Here is a 17706-nt window from a genome sequence, read left to right as displayed (position 1 = left end):
TCCCTGGGCAAAACAGGAGGTTAAAATGAGACAGCAAGACAGCGTGCTGATCGTCGGGGCCGGCCCCGTGGGTATGGCCACGGCGGCGACCCTTGCCAAGCACGGTATTCGCCCAATCATTATTGAACGCAATGCCAGTCCGACGTCGTTGTCGAAAGCCATTGGCATTCACGCTATCACACTGGAACTGATGCAAACACTGGGACTATCAGAGCAATTCGTTGCTCACGGTGTCCCTCACCGATACGCTACCCTGAACGCCAGTTCGCGCGAGATTCTGCGGATTGATTTCGAGCAGATCCAGTCATCCTACCCTATGGTGCTCGCACTGCCCCAAAGCTCAACCGAAAGATTACTCCGTCAGACACTCAACTGCCATGACATTGAGATTAAATGGAATACCGAACTCACCAAGCTGAAAACGCTGGCCGACGGCAGCTGTGAAGTGGCACTGGTAAACGGTAAGGTCCGGGAAACACGCCAGGTTCAGTGGGTGCTCGCTTGCGACGGCAGCCACAGCACGGTGCGGCGCCTGCAGGACATTCCCTTCCCGGGTGGCGAGTACGAACGGGCGTTCATACTTGGCGACGTCATGATGGACTGGCCGGATGGCAACCCGGAGCAACTACAGTTCTTCCTGTCCCGCCAGGGCTATATTCTGATTGTTCCACTCCCCGAGGGGCGGCACCGGATAATCTGCCAGACAGACGCCGAGTTCATTGCCGGTGATAAGACCGGGGAGCGACGCGCCATCACCCTGGACGACCTGCAGCGCATCGTCGACCGCAATGGCCCCGGCGGCATCAAGGTACACAGCCCTCAATGGCTGACTTCTGCACCGTTTTATCATCGCATGGCCGACAACCCGATTCAGGGCAACATCATTCTGCTGGGCGATGCATTTCACCTGTTCAGTCCGCTGGGCGGCCAGGGGCTGAATACCGGTTTTCAGGATGCGTTCAACCTGGGCTGGAAGCTGGCCTGGCACCTGAAAGGATGGGCGGACCGATCCCTGGTTGAGACCTACGCCACGGAGCGCACCCAGGTGGCCCAGCGTATCCAGCAGGTCACGGCCAAGACCACAAGCTTCATCACCGGCACATCCCTCCCCCTGGATCTGATCCGCCGCTACCTGGTTCCCCTCTACGGCAGCCGGCAGAGTGTGCAAAATTCCCTGCCCTGGCTGTATTCCGGGCTACGTCAGTGCTACACCAACTCTCCGCTGGTTAACCAGCAGCCACTGGGCCAGCTTCAAAGCGGACACCGCTTACCGTACCTGACCCTGTCGCAACCAGGCTCAACCCGGGAGCAACCCATCGACCAGCTGATCCACGGTCAGGCGTTCACGCTATTCCTTGTTAACCGTAAGCTGTCATCGGCTGATATTGAGCCAGGCGCAAGAGAACTGGCAAATTTCACCCGACATCTGCCGGTTCTGGGTATCAGCATCAATCACGAGAGTTCCGGCTTCGACACCTACCGGGTGGAGCAGAACGCTCTCAAAGCATGGCTCGGCAAGGAGCGCGGTGGCTGGGTATTGGTACGACCCGACGGCCACGTGGCTACGGTCGCTGCCATAGGTGAGGAGCAACGAATCAGTGGCTACTTGAAGGACTTGCTGCCGGGGCTTATAGATAAACAGCGTACAGAACAGGAGGAAGCCGCATGAAGGCCGCTTTCTTTGACGTCGATGAAACCCTGATCCGCCTCAAATCCATGGTGAGCTTCCAGCAATACTACTTCTCCCAGGCCAGTGCGCAGGGCTGGCCCATGGACGAGCCCTTCAGCACGTTTGAGGCATTCATGGCGCATTTCCGCCAGCTTTCGGAAACCGTGCCCCGGGAAAACCTCAACCGCGCCTATTACCAGTCCTTCGCCGGGCGCCCCGTTGACCGAATAACGAGATGCGGCCAGGAATGGTTCCAGGCTCGCTTGCAGGATACGGCAGTTCCGTTCTGGCACGAGCCCGGAGTCGCGGAACTGCGTCGCTGCCAGCGGTCCGGCTACCGAATCGTGCTGGTCTCAGGCTCATTCAATGAGCTGCTTGCTCCCATCGCCACCGATTTGAAGGTCGACGGCGTCATTGCCACCCACATCGTCCGGGAGGGCAACGTTTTTACCGGTGAGATTACCGGCACACCCTGTATCGGCGAAGGCAAGGCCGCCCGCATTCAGGACTACGCATTGCGTCATCGCATAGACCTTGCCAGGAGCCTGGCGGTGGGGGATCACCAGTCGGACATCCCTATGCTTGAGTCAACGGGATCCGCTTGTTACGTTCCTGGCGACACAGTTCTGGAAAAAGCCGCCGAGGCCTCGGGATGGAGGCCTCTTAGCGCGACATCCAATGGGCAACAGCCCCTGCCAGTTAACCTCTAGGTCATAAACCGGCTACTAAAAAGCCGCAACGTGCTCACGCACGCTGCGGCTCTTGTTTTTTGCCGGACCTCAGGGCAACTGAACAGCCCGCACCTCGCCATCGAACATGTACGGCAGATAGAGCACATCGCCCGCGGCGCCAATGTCCGCCACGCCCGGGGCCAGTTCGGCGGCGACAGTGCCCTGGCCGTCAGCGGTGATCCGGAACAGGCGACCGTTCATCCAGTCGTTGGCCAGAAGCTGATCCCCAATCCTGGCCACACCATCCAGGTTACCCAACTGTTCGCCACCAGCCACCTGGGTCAGCGCTTTGTCCTGAAAACCAATACGCAACAGGCTTCCGGCCTCCTCCGTACTGAAGTCGGCGGCAATCGGCGCTCCCCAGCCTGCGACCAACAGGGAATCTTCATCGGCCAACACGCCGTTGGGATGCATCAGGCGCTCATCCTCAAGCCAAAGGGTCAAGGCCTGGCCGTCGTAGCGGTAGATGGCATTCCCCATCATGTCGGACACGTAGACGTCACCATCGTCGCTGACGGACACATCGTTAAGGAACTGGGCCTCGGGCGGGGAAAACTGCTCCAGAACCTCGCCGCTGACCAAGTCGATAATCAGGAAACGATCAATATCGGTGACAAACAGCTGTCCTCCCTGAATCCCCATGCCTTTGGGGGCGTTCAGTCCGTTGACCCAGTGCTTCTCAACAACCTTGCCATCGTTCGACAGTTTGGAGATGTAGCCCTGGGCGTTCTTTTCACCAGGCTGGCCATGGATACTGGATACGTAGAGATGCGAGCCCTCGGCGTCTGATACCACCGATTCCGGCTGGTCGAATCCGGATTGCACCCACATCACTTCGGGATCCCCATGCGCCAGGCCGGGTATCGCCAGTGCCAGGGTTAAAACGGGTAGGGTTTTCTTCATCATATAAGCCTCCATTGCTTTCAAGTGCCTCTGAAACCCTAGCGCCAACCATCCGACCTTGATACCAAAAATATATAAGGTATCTTTATTTGATACTCACCATTCCAAGCCGGTATCAGATCATGTCAAAAGAATTGTTCACCCGCCTGAAGACCGCGCTCAAGGCCCGCGGGTTAACCTATGCCGACATCGCCGAACGGTTAGACGTGTCGGAAATCACCGTCAAGCGCCTGTTTGCAGAGCAGGACTGCAAACTCAGCCGACTCAATGCCATCTGTCGCGCCGCTGGCCTGCAACTGCATGAACTGGTTGAGGCGACAGGGCAAAACCCGGCGCCTCCCAACCAGTTAAGCGGAAAGCAGTCCCGCGCCTTGTCTGCCAATCGCTCACTGCTTTCAGTATTCCTTTTACTCCTGAACCGGTATGAGCCAGCCCGGATCCAGGCGATCTACCAGCTCACCGATCAAACCCTGTATCAATACCTGCGATCCCTTGAGCAGTTGCAATTGATCCAACTGACCGACAACCGCGACGTGAAGCTGCTGATCGAACCGCCCGTCGACTTCCTGGCCGACAAGAGCCTGGACCAGGAGATTCGCAAGATTAATGCGGACTTCCTTAACTGGGTGTTTAACCATCGCCACCGTACCGGCTACCAGTTTGAATCAGTGACCCGTCATATGAGCCGGGCCAGTGCGGAAGAGATACACCGGGACATCTCTGAACTGAATGACAAAATCAAACACCTGGCCCGGAGGGACCATCTGCTCATGCCTGAAATGGAGCTGACCGGCTACAAACTCTCCTGCGCCTTTGGCCTGACGCCCTTCGACCAGCTTTTTTCTGTTCGGGCGCAGGATGTCCCCGAGCTTGTCCCCTCGGTCCAGCATCCCTAGAATAACGGTTTGGTATTGATTAACAGGAAGCCCAATGCAGGTATCAATCAAAACTCCGGAAGAAATCGAGAAGATGCGCGTAGCAGGCCGTCTGGCCGCTGAAGTTCTTGAAATGATCGGGGAGCACATCAAACCCGGCGTTTCCACCGAAGAACTGGACCGCATCTGTCACGACTATATTGTCAATGTGCAAAAAGCGATTCCGGCCCCTCTGAACTACAAGGGTTTCCCAAAATCTGTTTGCACCTCCGTCAATCACGTTATCTGTCATGGCATCCCCTCAGAGAAAAAGGTGCTGAAGGACGGAGACATCATGAACATTGATGTGACCGTTATAAAAGACGAGTACCACGGTGACACCAGCAAGATGTTTATTGTCGGCAAGCCCAAGCCGGGCACCGAACGGCTGATAAACATTACCCAGGAATGCCTCTATAAAGGCATTGAGCTGGTCAAGCCGGGCACTCGACTGGGCGATATTGGCCATGTGATCCAGCAGCACGCGGAGAAGCACCGCTACTCGGTGGTTCGGGATTATTGCGGACACGGCATTGGCAAGGTCTTCCATGAAGATCCCCAGGTCATGCATTACGGCAAGCCCGGTACCGGCATGGAGCTGCAGGAAGGTATGACCTTTACCATTGAACCGATGATCAATCAGGGCAAGTACCACACAAAACTGTTGCCGGATGGCTGGACCGTGGTCACCAAGGACCACAAACTGTCGGCCCAGTGGGAACACACCCTCCTGGTCACGGCCGACGGTTGCGACGTCCTGACAAAACGTACGGAAGAGTCTTTCTAGGTGGACCGAAGCGAACTCGAAACCCGCATCAGCAACGATGACTCGCCCGTCGTCGCCGCCCGCGAATTATTGCGGGGTCGATACAACGCCGATGCGGAGGCGTTCCGCCAGGGGGCCGATGTCAGGGCCCTGGTCCATTCCCGGGCCGACACGGTGGATACCACCCTGCGGCTGATCTGGAACCGCTACCCATTCTCAACTTCCACCGACATCTCCCTGGTTGCGGTTGGAGGCTATGGTCGCGGCGAGCTCCACCCTCACTCAGACGTCGACCTGCTGATACTGACTCGCAACGGCATCCGCAAGGAGTGGCAGGAGGACCTCGGAGCCTTTATTACCCTGCTCTGGGATCTGAAGCTGGACATCGGCCACAGTGTTCGCAGTATCGAGGAGAGCAAGGCCGCTGCCCGGGAAGACATCACCATCCTCACCAACCTGCTGGAAACCCGCACCATTGCAGGCCCCGACGAGCTCCGGGAAACCCTGAGCGAGCAGGTCTATGCCGATGATGTCAGTTCTGATCGTGAGTATTTCATTGCCAAACGGGAAGAGCAGCAGCAACGCCACAAAAAGTACGGTGATACCGAATACAACCTGGAACCCAACGTCAAAGGCTCGCCAGGCGCCCTTCGCGACATCCAGACCATTGGCTGGATCACCAAGCGCCATTTCGGACTGCAGAACATCGCCGACCTGACCCGTTTCAGCATCCTGACCGAGGAGGAGCACCAGATCCTGTTCCAGGGTGAGACTTTCCTCTGGCGCCTGCGGTATGGCCTGCAACTGATCGCCGACCGCAATGAAAACCGCCTGCTGTTCGACCATCAGCGAGCCCTGGCGGAAATGCTGGGCTACCAGGACGAGGGCAAGCGACTGGGCGTCGAATTGATGATGCAGTCGTACTACCGCACTGTGCTGGCCCTGGCGGAGCTCGCCGATGTCATTCTTCAGTACTACGACGAGGCAATTCTTGGCGCCGGCGATGCCGATGACATACAACCCCTGAACAAACGCTTCCAGATTCGCAACCGATATATCGAAGCAGTGAACAATCAGGTTTTCGCCTACGCGCCCTACTCCATCATGGAGATTTTCGTGCTGATGGCGCAGCACCCGGAAATCAAGGGCATACGGGCCACCACCATTCGCTCCCTGCGGGCGCACCGCCACTTGATAGACGATGCCTTCCGCTCGGACCTTGCGGTCACCTCCCTGTTCATGGAGTTACTGAGGACGCCCCACGCGCTGGACCAGACGCTGTCCGCCATGAAGAAATACAACGTGCTGGGCCGCTATCTGCCGGAATTCGGTCAGATCATCGGGCAGATGCAGCACGACCTGTTCCATATCTACACCGTGGATGCCCATACCATGAGGGTCATCCGCAATATGGCTCGGCTGACCAGCCCGGAGGCGCGAACAGAGTATCCGCTGGCTTCCCGACTGATTCACCGCCTGCCGAAACTGGAAACCCTGTTTATCTCAGGCCTCTATCACGATATTGCAAAGGGCCGGGGCGGCGACCATTCGGATCTGGGCGCGATTGATGCCGAAGACTTCTGCGCGCGGCATCACCTCAGTGAGCGTGACACCCAACTGGTTTCCTGGCTGGTGGAGAATCACCTGCTGATGTCCATGACTGCACAGCGCAAGGACATTTCCGATCCCGACATCATCCACGCCTTTGCCCAGTCGGTTCCCAGCCAGGCGCATCTGGACTATCTGTACGTGCTCACAGTTTGCGACATCAGCGCCACCAACCCCAAGCTCTGGAATACCTGGCGCGCCTCACTCTTGCGTCAGCTCTACATCGAGACCAAACGAGCACTGCGCCGGGGCTCGGAAACCCCGGTGGATCGTCAGGAGTGGGTGCGGGCAACACAGTCCGAGGCCCGGGAGATTCTCCATGCCCAGAACATGACTGACGAGCAGATCGACAGCATCTGGGACACCCTGGACGAGGACTACTTCCTCCAGGACTCCACCGTGGATATTGCCTGGCAGACCGCGGCCATCATCCGCCACGGCGACAACCCCGATCCACTGGTGCTGATTCGTGATACCCGTGGCGGCCCGACAGACGGCTACTCCCAGATCATCATCTACATGCGGGACCGTGTTGCTCTTTTCGCCGCGACCACGGCTGTGCTGGAACAACTCAACCTCAACATCGTCGACGCACGGATCAGCTCCAGTGAAAGCCCTTACTCCATAAGCTCATACGTGGTACTGGATGAAAAGGGCCAACCCCTGGGCATTGACCCGGCCCGTAAGAGCCGCGTACGCCAACGGCTTATCGAGGAGCTGGACGATCCCGAGGATTACCCCGACATCATCCATCGCCGCACTCCCCGACAGCTCAAGCACTTCGCCTTCCCCACCGAAGTCACCCTGTCCAACGACACCGTCAATCAGCGCACGGTGATTGAAGTCATCACTCCGGACCGGCCCGGGCTGCTGGCACGGGTGGGTCAGGTTCTGCTTGAGCATCGCGTCAGACTGACCAACGCCAAAATCGCCACCCTGGGGGAGCGCGTGGAAGACGCCTTTTTTGTTACCAACGAGCAGGGCGAGCAAATCAGTGACCCTGCCATCTGTCAGGCCCTGCAGGAAGACCTTCGTACAATGCTGGACGACACTCAATGAATCCCAATCTGGACCGATTACACCCTTACCCGTTTGAGAAGCTGACGAAACTGAAAGCTGGCATTTCCGTGCCCGAGCACCTGGCGCCTATTTCGCTGGGAATTGGCGAGCCCAAACACCCGTCACCGGCCTTCGTAAAACAGGTCATTGCTGACAATCTGGACAAGCTGGCCAATTACCCCACGACCAAAGGTACCGACGAACTGCGGCAAGCCATCAGCCAATGGGCAACCCGCCGTTTCGACCTGCAGCCCGGCAGCCTGTCCGCCAGCGACAACATTGTTCCGGTCAACGGCACCCGTGAGGCCATTTTTTCCCTGGTTCAGGCCGTGGTCGATGGCAGTAAACCAGCCACTGTGGTCAGCCCGAACCCGTTTTACCAGGTCTACGAGGGGGCGGCTTTTCTCGCCGGCGCGACGCCCGTCTACCTGCCTTGCGACAGCAGCAACGGCTTCATCCCGGATTTCGACCAGGTACCCGATGACGTCTGGCAGGACTGTCAGGTGCTGTTTCTCTGCTCACCGGGCAATCCCAGTGGCGCCGTGGTACCCCGCGAAACACTGATCAAAGTGATCGAACTGGCGGACCGCCACGACTTCATCGTTGCCTCGGACGAGTGCTATTCCGAACTCTACCCGGACGAATCCCGGCCGCCAGAAGGCCTGCTGCAGACCTGCGCGGCGATCGGTCGACACGACTTTTCCCGCTGTGTGGTTTTCCATAGCCTGTCCAAGCGCAGCAACCTGCCCGGACTGCGCTCAGGCTTTGTCGCGGGTGACGCGGAGATCCTGAAAGGCTACCTGAAGTACCGCACCTATCACGGCTGCGCCATGCCCATCCACAATCAGCTGGCCAGCATCGCTGCCTGGCAGGATGAAGATCATGTGCGGGAAAACCGCGCCGCCTACCGTGCGAAGTTCGAAGCCGTGGTGCCCATCCTCCGGGAAGTCATGTCCGTCGATTTTCCGGATGCCGGCTTCTACCTCTGGCCCGAAACGCCGATGGATGACGAAACCTTCGCCAGGGACCTTTCCGCCCAGCAGAACGTTCATGTACTGCCGGGGCGCTATTTGTCCCGCACGGTTGATGGCCACAACCCCGGCGAGAACCGGGTACGCATGGCGCTGGTCGCGCCATTGGAAGAGTGTGTCGAGGCTGCGAAACGCATTGTGGAATTTGTAAAGGCAAACAAGGCATGAAGATTTACGGCATCAAGAACTGCGATACGGTCAAGAAAGCCCGCAAATGGCTGGACGAACAAGGCGTCCGCTATGATTTTCACGACTTCAAAAAAGACGGACTGGATGACACCCTGCTCTCACGCCTGGAACAGTCTGTCGGCTGGGAAACCCTGCTGAACCGCCGGGGAACCACCTGGCGCAAACTTCCCGAGGACGTTCGTGATACCATTGATGCCCAATCCGCCCATGACGTCATGTTAGAGAACCCTTCCATCATTAAACGACCGGTGGTCGAGCACGAAGGGAATGTCAGCGTCGGCTTCAGTGCCGACGAATGGGCCACCCGTTTTTCCCAAGAATGAACCTGAGACAATAGGAGCAACCACCTGATGAGTTTTGCATTCGGTATCGGTATCGGCACCCAGAACAACCAGGGCGAATGGCTGGAAGTGTTTTATCAGCAGCCGGTGATGACACCCGATAACAGCCTGATAGAGGTGGCGGGCAACTCGCTCGGTTACAAGGGCGGCAATCAGGCACTTCAAGTCACTGGTGACGATCTGAATGCGCTGTCTGAAGCACTGCGTCAGGTGGGGAACACCGATCAGGCGAGCCTGGCTGAAAAGGCCTCAAAGAGCACCCGTCCGGTGGTGGTCACCATCCTGGAAACCGATGACACCGCCTCCAGCACGCCGGAGGTGTACCTGAAGCTGCACCTGATTTCCCACCGCATGGCCAAACCCCATGGCGTGAAACTGGATGGCATCTTTGGCCTGCTGCCCAACCTGGCGTGGACCAACGAAGGCGCGATCGACCTGAACGAACTGTCCGAGCGCCAGCTGAAAGCCCGCCTGGAGGATCGCATCCTCGAAGTGAAATCCGTGGACAAGTTCCCGCAGATGACCGACTACGTGGTTCCCAAGGGTGTACGCATCGCCGACACTGCACGGGTTCGCCTGGGCGCCTATGTGGGCGAAGGTACCACCGTCATGCACGAAGGCTTCATCAACTTCAACGCCGGCACCGAAGGCACCAGCATGATCGAAGGCCGCATTTCTGCTGGCGTCATGGTCGGCCAGGGCTCGGATCTCGGTGGCGGCTGCTCCACCATGGGTACCCTGTCCGGTGGTGGCAACATCATCATTTCCGTGGGCGAGAACTGCCTGATCGGCGCCAACTCCGGCATCGGCATTCCGCTGGGAGACCGCTGCAAAGTGGAAGCCGGCCTGTACATCACCGCCGGTACCAAGGTGGCACTGCTGGATGACAACAACGAGCTGGTGGAAGTGATCAAGGCCCGTGATCTGGCCAACAAGCCTGACCTGTTGTTCCGCCGTAACAGCCAGACCGGCGCAGTAGAGTGCAAGTCCAACAAAACCGCGATCGAGCTGAACGAAGAACTGCATGCAAACAACTAATTCCCCAACGCTCGATCTGGCCATCGACCTGATCCGCCGGCGATCCGTCACACCGGATGACGCCGGCTGCCAGGAACTGATGATGTCCCGCCTGGCCGCGCTCGGCTTTGAGGGCGAATCACTCCGGTTTGGCGAGACCGACAACCTCTGGGCCCGCAAGGGCTCAGAGGGGCCGGTGCTGGCATTCGCCGGTCATACCGATGTGGTCCCCACCGGTCCCGAGAAGAACTGGGCCCACCCACCGTTTGAGCCGGTGATACAGGACGGATACCTGTACGGCCGTGGGGCGGCAGACATGAAAGGCAGCCTGGCTGCGTTCGTGACGGCCTGCGAACGGTTCGTGGCAAACCACCCGGACCATCGCGGTTCCATCGCCCTGCTCATCACCAGCGATGAAGAAGGCCCGGCCCAGGACGGCACCGTCAAGGTGGTGGAAACCCTGGAAGCCAGGAACGAGAAGATCGACTGGTGCCTGATCGGTGAACCGTCCAGTACCCAGGAAGTGGGGGATGTCATCAAGAACGGTCGGCGCGGCTCACTGCACGGCTATCTGACCGTCCACGGTGTTCAGGGCCATGTCGCCTATCCCCATCTGGCAGAGAACCCGGTGCATTCCGTTGCGCCGGCACTGGACGCTCTGGCCCGCGAATTCTGGGATAACGGCAATGACTTTTTCCCGCCCACCACCTTCCAGATCACCAAGGTGGAATCCGGTACCGGCAGTAACATTATCCCCGGTGAATGCCTGGTGCACTTCAATTTCCGCTATTGCACGGAAAACACGGCGGAAAGCCTGGAAGAGCGCGTGGTTGCGGTTCTGGACCGGTTCGGTTTCAAGTATGACCTGCAGTGGCACCTGAGCGGTCGCCCGTTCCTGACGGATCGCGGCGCGCTGGTCTCCGCCAGCCAGAATGCCATTCGCACGGTCACCGGTCGGGAAACGGAACTCTCCACGTCCGGCGGCACCTCCGATGGCCGCTTCATCGCGCCCACTGGCGCGCAGGTGGTTGAGCTTGGCCCGATCAACGCCACCATCCATAAAGTGGACGAGTGCGTGAAAGCCGCTGATCTGGATACCCTGTCGGACATCTACGAACAGGTCCTGGTCGAACTGCTGGCGTGAGATCAGTAATGCGGGGGCGGGGTTTCCTCCTCCTCCCGCTTGATGTTCGACGGTGAGACTTCTTTCAACTGCTTGTTCAGAAGCCGTTTGGCTTCCCACAGCTCCCGAATATCCATTTCCTGCCTGGCCACCTGATCACTCAGGGTGTTGATGAGGTCATCCTGAAACGCCAGCCGGGTTTCAAGCTCATCCAGTCGTGCTTCCAGATCGATATGTGCCATTGGTCGTGACTGCTCTCCGCAAACCTTGTGATCGATGTATCTGACTGACCACTTGCTTGGTCAGCGCTCCCCGTTATCTGGTATCATGCCGCTTTTGCCCGCCAAGGCCCGTCTTTATTCGGTCACTTTGGCGGTTATCACCGGCCGGATAGACGATTTTACCCGATATCCGGCTCTTTATCGTTAGCGTTAACAAAGTAATGGAGAAATCTCAGTCAATGCGTAATCCAGCCAAAGCGATCCTTGTTGCTCTCCTGATCGCCATTCCGTCACCGTTTATCCTCGGCTTTCTGTTGGTCAGCTTTACTCCGGAAGTGTTCCAGATTATGTCGAAATCCGGGTCCAGCGAACTGGCAACCAACACCCCGTTCATCCTTGGCAGCGCCCAGGGCATCGCAGCCTACATCATTGCCGTTGTACTTTTTGGCATTGCCGGCTTCCTGACCGTGGCTTTTGCCGCCAGACAAGGCGCCAAACGCTCCCGCCCTGCTCAGTCCCGTCCGTCCGGCCAGAACGATGACGAAGGCGACGACTTTGACGACACCAGCCCGGAAGGCGATGAGGAAGGCACTGTTAAGTGGTTCAACGTGAAGAAAGGTTTTGGCTTCATCGTTCGCGACAGTGGTGACGAAGTATTCGTTCACTTCCGTGCCATTCGTGGCCGTGGCCGTCGCGTGCTGCGCCAGGGCCAGCTTGTTCGTTTCAACGTTGTTGAAGCCGACAAGGGCCTGCAGGCCGATAACGTCTCCATCCTGAGCGACTGATTACGCCGGATGTAGCGAAAAGGGGCAGCCAGACGGCTGCCCCTTTTTTTAGCTCCCTCAGTTCCAGACCACCAGGTGTTCACCCCGGGCATCCAGACGCCACCATTTTTCATCCTCAACCGGTTCACCCTCTTTCCAGTCACCGGGACTGCAGCGAACCTCCGTATCCATGGCATCCCAGGCACTGCGGGCGAACTCCAGATCAGAACGCCAGGGCAGCGCAGGCCCCTCCAGCACCAGGCAGGCATAGCGTTTACCAGAAGCACCCGGATACAGGCTGATGTTGACGGTCACACCTTCATAAAGAGCCCTGCCCTTGATGGCCTTTGCGTCGACCTGTTGGTCATCCAGTTCAAGTTTATCCAGATGACTGGATAACCACTGTGAAGCCGCCAGAGGCTTCAGGTCACGAATGTATATTTCGAGGTCCTGCACCCGTTGTTTCTCCCCCATCATGATCACAATGGACAACATAGTGAACCGGGCCGGGACGGGCTGCAACCCAACGCTCAAGTTCCTGCTGTAAATCCTCCACCGTCAGGGTGCGCAAGGTGCCAGCCGCCTCCCGCTCATGCCAGGCCACTTCGACGGCCGTTCGCTCAATTTCCAGCTGCGCCAGGCTGGCTTCCAGTTCATCCAGTGGTTCGTGGCGGGCAATCGCCACCAGACATTGCCGGCGCAATGTGTCCATCTGGCCGGCCAGCGCCACTGCATCCACCGGACCGCGGCTGGCAAACAGGTTAAGCCTGGCCGCAGCCCGCTCCACCCACCGAAGCATGCCGCCGGGAGACCCCACAGCCCGGCTCCGGCACCCGGCCGCAAAGCTCATGACCGGTTCGGAGAGGCGCACATTCCACTGCCTCTCGATGGCTGGCTGATGGGCTGTCAGAATGGATTTTTTCTGGGTAGAGCCGGACTCCGCCATGTCGAAAACCTCCATGGAACGGCCAAGCCAGTGCTCCAGCTTCGCGACATCGTCAGAAGATTCCCGGACGGACGGTCCCAGCAACAACAGCGGGCCCTGCCAGGACTGCACCAGCTGTGCCGCAAGGCTGTCCCAGCGACCGGCCAGTATGATGGCATCGGCAGGGGATACGTTATCAAGGATAAGCGCTGGCCAATCCCGTTGGGGCACGTTGCTGCCAGGAACCGCGGGATGATCACTGGCGACCAGTTCCGACTCCCGCCGCAGATCCAGCTCTACATAGCCGTTTTCAAGGCACGGCAACAGTGATTTCAACCAGGAGGATTTACCGGCACCGCGATCCCCCCGGAGCCAGATCAGTGCATCGGGGGAAGCCGCGATGGTCACCGCAACCTCTTCCGCCAGGGACAGCCAGCCAAGGTCACTGACCACAACAGGAATACCATCCGGGCTTTCGCTGCCTTCAGCATCTTCAGCCCAGCCCGACAGCGGCCACTCCCCCACCAGTTCCAGAACCGAGACGTACGCTTTCTCCTGCAGCCGCTCTGCGTTGGAGGCCAGGGTCGACAGCAGAACCGGCCAGTCAAGCCAGGGTGCGTCAGATATTTCGCGGGCGGATGAGAGCCAGTACAGGAGTTGGGATGAGAGGCGACCTTCCCCACCAACTTCCGTGACGATGGGCTGTTCACACTGGACGGTTCTTACCAGCTCGTCGAGGTCGACGCCCCGCGCTCTCAGAAAACCGGACACCACTGGCTCCCCTTCAACCAGCGCCAGAAGAAAATCCTCAACAGTGATCGCAAAACCACCACGGTGGGTAACGCTGTCCCGCGCTCGTTGCAGGGCGGTTTGACATAAGGGGCTCAGGCATCCTTGCCAGTCTTCCATTCAGCATCTCCTTTGCTTGAGGCCGCCCATCCCGGGCAGCCAGATTCATAAATCGGCTCAATCAAACGCGGTTATAGGTGTCCTCGAAGCGGACAATGTCATCTTCCCCCAGATAGCTCCCGGTCTGGACTTCGATCAGCTCCAGCGGAATCACTCCGGGGTTGGTCAGCCTGTGGGTGACACCCAGGGGAATATAGGTGGACTGGTCTTCAGTCAGCAACAGGGTTTCCTCCCCCCGATTCACCGTGGCGGTGCCCTTGACCACGACCCAGTGCTCTGCCCGGTGATGGTGCTTCTGGAGCGAGAGGGACGCACCGGGATTCACCGTAATCCGCTTGACCTGAAAGCGCTCACCCATGGCAATCCCCTCATAGGTGCCCCAGGGCCGATGCACTTTCTTGTGAAAACGGTGCTCCAGGCGTCCCTGGGCCTTCACCTGCGCCACCAGCTTCTTGACATCCTGAACGCGGTTGCGATCGGCCACCAGAACAACGTCATCGGTTTCCACAATGACATGATCACTGACCCCCAGCGCCGCGATCAGCCGGCCTTCGGAATGAATATAGGAGCCGGAGACATCCTCGGTAATCACATCGCCGCGACACACGTTGCCCTGACTGTCCTGCGGCTGGATTTCCCAGAGTGCAGACCAGGAGCCAACATCCGACCAGCCGGCATCCAGCGGGACAACCACGGCGTCGTCGGTTTTTTCCATCACGGCATAGTCAATGGAATCATCCGGGCAACTCTCGAAGGCTGCCTTACCGACGCGAGTAAAATCCATATCGATCTGTTTTTGCTGCCAGGCTTCGCGACAGGCCTTCAGCATCTCGGGCTTGTGGGTTCCGAGCTCCTGCAGATACCGGTCCGCCCGGAACAGGAACATGCCACTGTTCCAGAAGTAATCGCCTTCGGCCAGGTATCGTTCGGCTGTTGTCTCGTCCGGCTTCTCAACGAAGGCGGCAACCTCCTGATAACCATTCTTCCGTGCGCCAGCTTTGATGTAACCATAACCGGTGTGCGGTGAGGCAGGAACGACACCAAAAGTCACCAGCTTGCCGGAACGGGCTGCATCGGCGCCTTTCTGCACCGCCTCACGGAACGCCGCAAGATTTTTCAGCACGTGATCGGAGGGCATCACCAGCAACAACTCTTCCGGATTGTCCTCGGCGGCGGCCAGGGCTGCCAACGCAATCGCAGGCGCTGTGTTGCGGCCTACCGGCTCAAGAATGATGCCTGCGGTGCGATCAGCCGCCTGGGCATGGAGCTGGGCAGCCACCACGAAACGGTGGTCCTCATTAGTGATGGCCATCACCCGGGCGCTGTTATCCAGCGTCAGCCCCCGCTCAATGGTCTCCGCCAGCAGGGAATCATCAGACACTACCGGCAAAAACTGCTTGGGGTACGCTTCACGGGAAAGCGGCCAGAGCCGGGTTCCTGAGCCACCGGAAAGAATCACTGCAAGCATGTGTCATCCTTGGTTGAACGTTTCGCGAATTCTAGCGTAAAGCCGCCTGGTTTCCCATTGCGGCCCCGTCATCTCTACTGACCTGCTGCCCTCACCATGTCCCGGTATTTTCCATGCTGACCCAGGGTTCCCTGGGCTCCAGCGCTTCACCTTGCTGCAGCAATTCGATGGAAATGCCATCCGGCGAACGCACAAACGCCATGTGTCCATCCCGGGGTGGCCGATTAATGGTGACGCCATTGGCCTGTAGGTGCTCACACAGGGCATAGATATCGTCCACACGATAGGCAAGATGCCCAAAATTGCGACCGCCGCTGTATTCCTCGGGATCCCAGTTGTACGTCAACTCGATCATCGGTGCCTTGTCCTCCCCTGCGCGGGCTTCGTCTTCAGGCGCAGCCAGGAAGACCAGGGTAAAACGCCCCTTCTCGCTGCTCTTGCGGTTCATTTCCTTCAAACCGAGCAGATCACAGAAAAAATGCAGGGATTCGTCGAGGTTACTGACACGAATCATGGTATGGAGATATTGCATGGTGATTCTCCTGATTAAATTCACTTGAGCGTATGTGCGGTAACGCCTACCCTTCATACGCGGATATAGGGAAGTTATCCGCTGTTGTACATCAACCACAACCCATGAATCCAGGGAAAGGAGCAGACATTATGTCCGACCAACCCATTACTTCCATCATGATTATCGCCTCCACCGCCCGCATGAAGTACGCCGGGTCCGACATGTACGCAGAGATCATGATTCCGGGTGTTGCAGCCACAGAGGCCGCCCTGCCTGGCAATAAGGGCGAGACCAGAGTGTTCACCATCGGTGCCAGTGGCACCAAAAAAGCCAGCGAAATATCCCCGGCGGATATTTCCATCAGCACCGAGCCACCCAACGAAGGCAATGCCTGGCTCCCCTCGGCCCTCTATATTCTCGGCAAAGGGGACTCCAGCGATTACCAGGTGATCTGTGCCATTCCGGAGTGGCCGGAGCAGGTGTGGCTGAGCCAGGATCCGAACGACCACTACCTCCCCGACGCTGTCCCGGGCATAAGCCTGGACCTGGTACTGAAAGCCCTCAACCCGGCCTGACCTCACAGCTGTTCCGTCGTCAGGATTAGCGTATGCTTTGGGGATGACTGCTTCTGCACCATCCCCGATGATCTTCAAAACGCCTGCGGTTCGCCATCTGGCCTGGATGATGGCGGCACCGCAGTTACTATTCGATGAGCGTGTGTTTTGCCCGGCACACTACGCGACTGCCGAAGCCTTTCAGCGGCTACGGGAATGGGATCTGAGTCCGTCAGACGGACCGGGAATACTGTCCGAACAACCCAACCCCAGACTGGGATATCACTTCGAAAGACTGTACGAATGCCTGCTGACCGACCTGCTGGGCTGGACCGTATTGCTGAAGAACCAACAAATACGGCGGGAAAACCGAACCATCGGTGAGCTGGATTTTGTCGTACACAACCCCCACGACCGCCGTACCGAACATCATGAAATTGCGGTGAAATACTACTTGGGTTTTCCATCCGCCAACGGGCAGAACCGCTGGTATGGTCCCAATGCCAGAGACCGGCTGGATCTGAAAACCGACCATATGCTGCACCGCCAGAGCCATCTCACCAGTCAACCGGAAACCATACAGGTACTGAACGACCAGGGCATCAAAGGGCCGGTCACCACACGCATCTTTATGCCCGGCTATCTGTTCTACCCCGGCACTACCCACATTCAGGCGCCAGATACCGTGCCGGAAAACCACCTCCGGGGCCGCTGGATGTATCTGAGTGAGGTACAGCCCGACATCACCAAACACTGGGTTCCGCTGAACAAACCGCATTGGCTTGGGCCCTGGCTGCAGCAGGAAGCGCCTGTCGCGTCCCACGTACAACAGGCGCTGAATACCGTCTCCGCCAACAGGATGCCGCGTCTGTTCGCAGAACTGGAACACTGCGAGCAGGACGGCGACTGGCAAGAAACCTCTCGCATATTTGTGGTGCCCGACACCTGGCCAGCACCCGGCGCCCTGATTCAGTAACCGGTTTGTGGCAGAATGTTCCTC

At 58.3% G+C, this 17706-nt stretch carries 18 protein-coding genes; 12 read left to right on the top strand and 6 right to left on the bottom strand.

The features are described from left to right. Positions 1 to 25: 25 nt before the first annotated feature. Positions 26 to 1669 carry an FAD-dependent monooxygenase gene (locus ACQUWM_RS07890; RefSeq protein WP_428921765.1) on the top strand — a complete coding sequence of 548 codons (1644 nt, stop codon included), beginning with the start codon at positions 26 to 28 and terminating at the stop codon, positions 1667 to 1669. Further along, entirely contained in the window at positions 1666 to 2379 is a 714-nt protein-coding gene (locus ACQUWM_RS07885; protein WP_428921764.1) for an HAD family hydrolase, read from the top strand. Before ACQUWM_RS07890 ends, ACQUWM_RS07885 begins: the two co-directional genes overlap by 4 nt. A gap of 69 nt (positions 2380 to 2448) precedes the next feature. On the opposite strand, the gene ACQUWM_RS07880 is transcribed toward ACQUWM_RS07885, so the two are convergent. Then, complete coding sequence (locus ACQUWM_RS07880) at positions 2449 to 3306, bottom strand: SMP-30/gluconolactonase/LRE family protein (protein ID WP_428921763.1); 858 nt, start codon at positions 3304 to 3306, stop codon at positions 2449 to 2451. Between the two features lie 119 nt (positions 3307 to 3425). Here ACQUWM_RS07880 and ACQUWM_RS07875 point away from each other — a divergent pair, with 119 nt between their 5' ends. The 7 genes from ACQUWM_RS07875 to dapE are packed head-to-tail and all read left to right on the top strand — an operon-like array spanning position 3426 to position 11372. Continuing rightward, on the top strand, positions 3426 to 4199 hold the full coding sequence (locus ACQUWM_RS07875) for a helix-turn-helix transcriptional regulator (RefSeq protein ID WP_407002329.1): 774 nt from the start codon (positions 3426 to 3428) through the stop codon (positions 4197 to 4199). Between the two features lie 34 nt (positions 4200 to 4233). Continuing rightward, the gene (gene map / locus ACQUWM_RS07870; RefSeq protein ID WP_406987866.1) at positions 4234 to 5004 is read left to right on the top strand and encodes a type I methionyl aminopeptidase; all 771 of its coding nucleotides are present in this window, start codon (positions 4234 to 4236) and stop codon (positions 5002 to 5004) included. Continuing rightward, positions 5005 to 7650, top strand: a complete 2646-nt coding sequence (locus ACQUWM_RS07865) for a [protein-PII] uridylyltransferase (RefSeq protein ID WP_407002328.1) — start codon at positions 5005 to 5007, stop codon at positions 7648 to 7650. Next, entirely contained in the window at positions 7647 to 8849 is a 1203-nt protein-coding gene (gene dapC, locus ACQUWM_RS07860) for a succinyldiaminopimelate transaminase (protein WP_428921762.1), read from the top strand. Before ACQUWM_RS07865 ends, dapC begins: the two co-directional genes overlap by 4 nt. Then, the gene (locus ACQUWM_RS07855; protein ID WP_428921761.1) at positions 8846 to 9193 is read left to right on the top strand and encodes an ArsC family reductase; all 348 of its coding nucleotides are present in this window, start codon (positions 8846 to 8848) and stop codon (positions 9191 to 9193) included. Before dapC ends, ACQUWM_RS07855 begins: the two co-directional genes overlap by 4 nt. A 27-nt stretch (positions 9194 to 9220) precedes the next feature. Then, entirely contained in the window at positions 9221 to 10249 is a 1029-nt protein-coding gene (gene dapD, locus ACQUWM_RS07850; protein WP_407002324.1) for a 2,3,4,5-tetrahydropyridine-2,6-dicarboxylate N-succinyltransferase, read from the top strand. Further along, positions 10236 to 11372: a succinyl-diaminopimelate desuccinylase gene (gene dapE / locus ACQUWM_RS07845; protein WP_428921760.1), complete on the top strand. Its 1137-nt coding sequence runs from the start codon at positions 10236 to 10238 to the stop codon at positions 11370 to 11372. The genes dapD and dapE overlap by 14 nt, the downstream gene beginning before the upstream one ends. 2 nt (positions 11373 to 11374) lie before the next feature. Here dapE and ACQUWM_RS07840 read toward each other — a convergent pair whose 3' ends face one another. Beyond that, entirely contained in the window at positions 11375 to 11593 is a 219-nt protein-coding gene (locus tag ACQUWM_RS07840) for a SlyX family protein (RefSeq protein ID WP_407002322.1), read from the bottom strand. A gap of 218 nt (positions 11594 to 11811) precedes the next feature. Here ACQUWM_RS07840 and ACQUWM_RS07835 point away from each other — a divergent pair, with 218 nt between their 5' ends. Further along, positions 11812 to 12357: a cold-shock protein gene (locus tag ACQUWM_RS07835; RefSeq protein ID WP_428921759.1), complete on the top strand. Its 546-nt coding sequence runs from the start codon at positions 11812 to 11814 to the stop codon at positions 12355 to 12357. Between the two features lie 57 nt (positions 12358 to 12414). Here ACQUWM_RS07835 and ACQUWM_RS07830 read toward each other — a convergent pair whose 3' ends face one another. The 4 genes from ACQUWM_RS07830 to ACQUWM_RS07815 all read right to left on the bottom strand — a co-directional run bounded on the left by ACQUWM_RS07830 (position 12415) and on the right by ACQUWM_RS07815 (position 16170). Then, positions 12415 to 12792 carry a hypothetical protein gene (locus ACQUWM_RS07830; RefSeq protein ID WP_428921758.1) on the bottom strand — a complete coding sequence of 126 codons (378 nt, stop codon included), beginning with the start codon at positions 12790 to 12792 and terminating at the stop codon, positions 12415 to 12417. Continuing rightward, positions 12764 to 14170: a hypothetical protein gene (locus ACQUWM_RS07825; protein WP_428921757.1), complete on the bottom strand. Its 1407-nt coding sequence runs from the start codon at positions 14168 to 14170 to the stop codon at positions 12764 to 12766. Before ACQUWM_RS07825 ends, ACQUWM_RS07830 begins: the two co-directional genes overlap by 29 nt. 61 nt (positions 14171 to 14231) lie before the next feature. Beyond that, positions 14232 to 15638: a mannose-1-phosphate guanylyltransferase/mannose-6-phosphate isomerase gene (locus ACQUWM_RS07820; RefSeq protein WP_428921756.1), complete on the bottom strand. Its 1407-nt coding sequence runs from the start codon at positions 15636 to 15638 to the stop codon at positions 14232 to 14234. A 91-nt stretch (positions 15639 to 15729) separates the two neighbouring features. Next, entirely contained in the window at positions 15730 to 16170 is a 441-nt protein-coding gene (locus ACQUWM_RS07815; protein ID WP_428921755.1) for a VOC family protein, read from the bottom strand. A gap of 131 nt (positions 16171 to 16301) precedes the next feature. Between ACQUWM_RS07815 and ACQUWM_RS07810 the strand changes: the two genes are divergently transcribed. Both ACQUWM_RS07810 and ACQUWM_RS07805 read left to right on the top strand, forming a co-directional pair. Beyond that, positions 16302 to 16727, top strand: a complete 426-nt coding sequence (locus ACQUWM_RS07810) for a hypothetical protein (RefSeq protein WP_407002316.1) — start codon at positions 16302 to 16304, stop codon at positions 16725 to 16727. A gap of 43 nt (positions 16728 to 16770) precedes the next feature. Further along, entirely contained in the window at positions 16771 to 17682 is a 912-nt protein-coding gene (locus ACQUWM_RS07805; protein WP_428921754.1) for a DUF1853 family protein, read from the top strand. Positions 17683 to 17706: the final 24 nt, after the last annotated feature.

Origin of the sequence: Marinobacter sp. DUT-3 (assembly GCF_050379435.1) — a bacterium.
GTDB lineage: Bacteria > Pseudomonadota > Gammaproteobacteria > Pseudomonadales > Oleiphilaceae > Marinobacter.
This window is presented reverse-complemented; position numbering and strand designations above follow the sequence as displayed.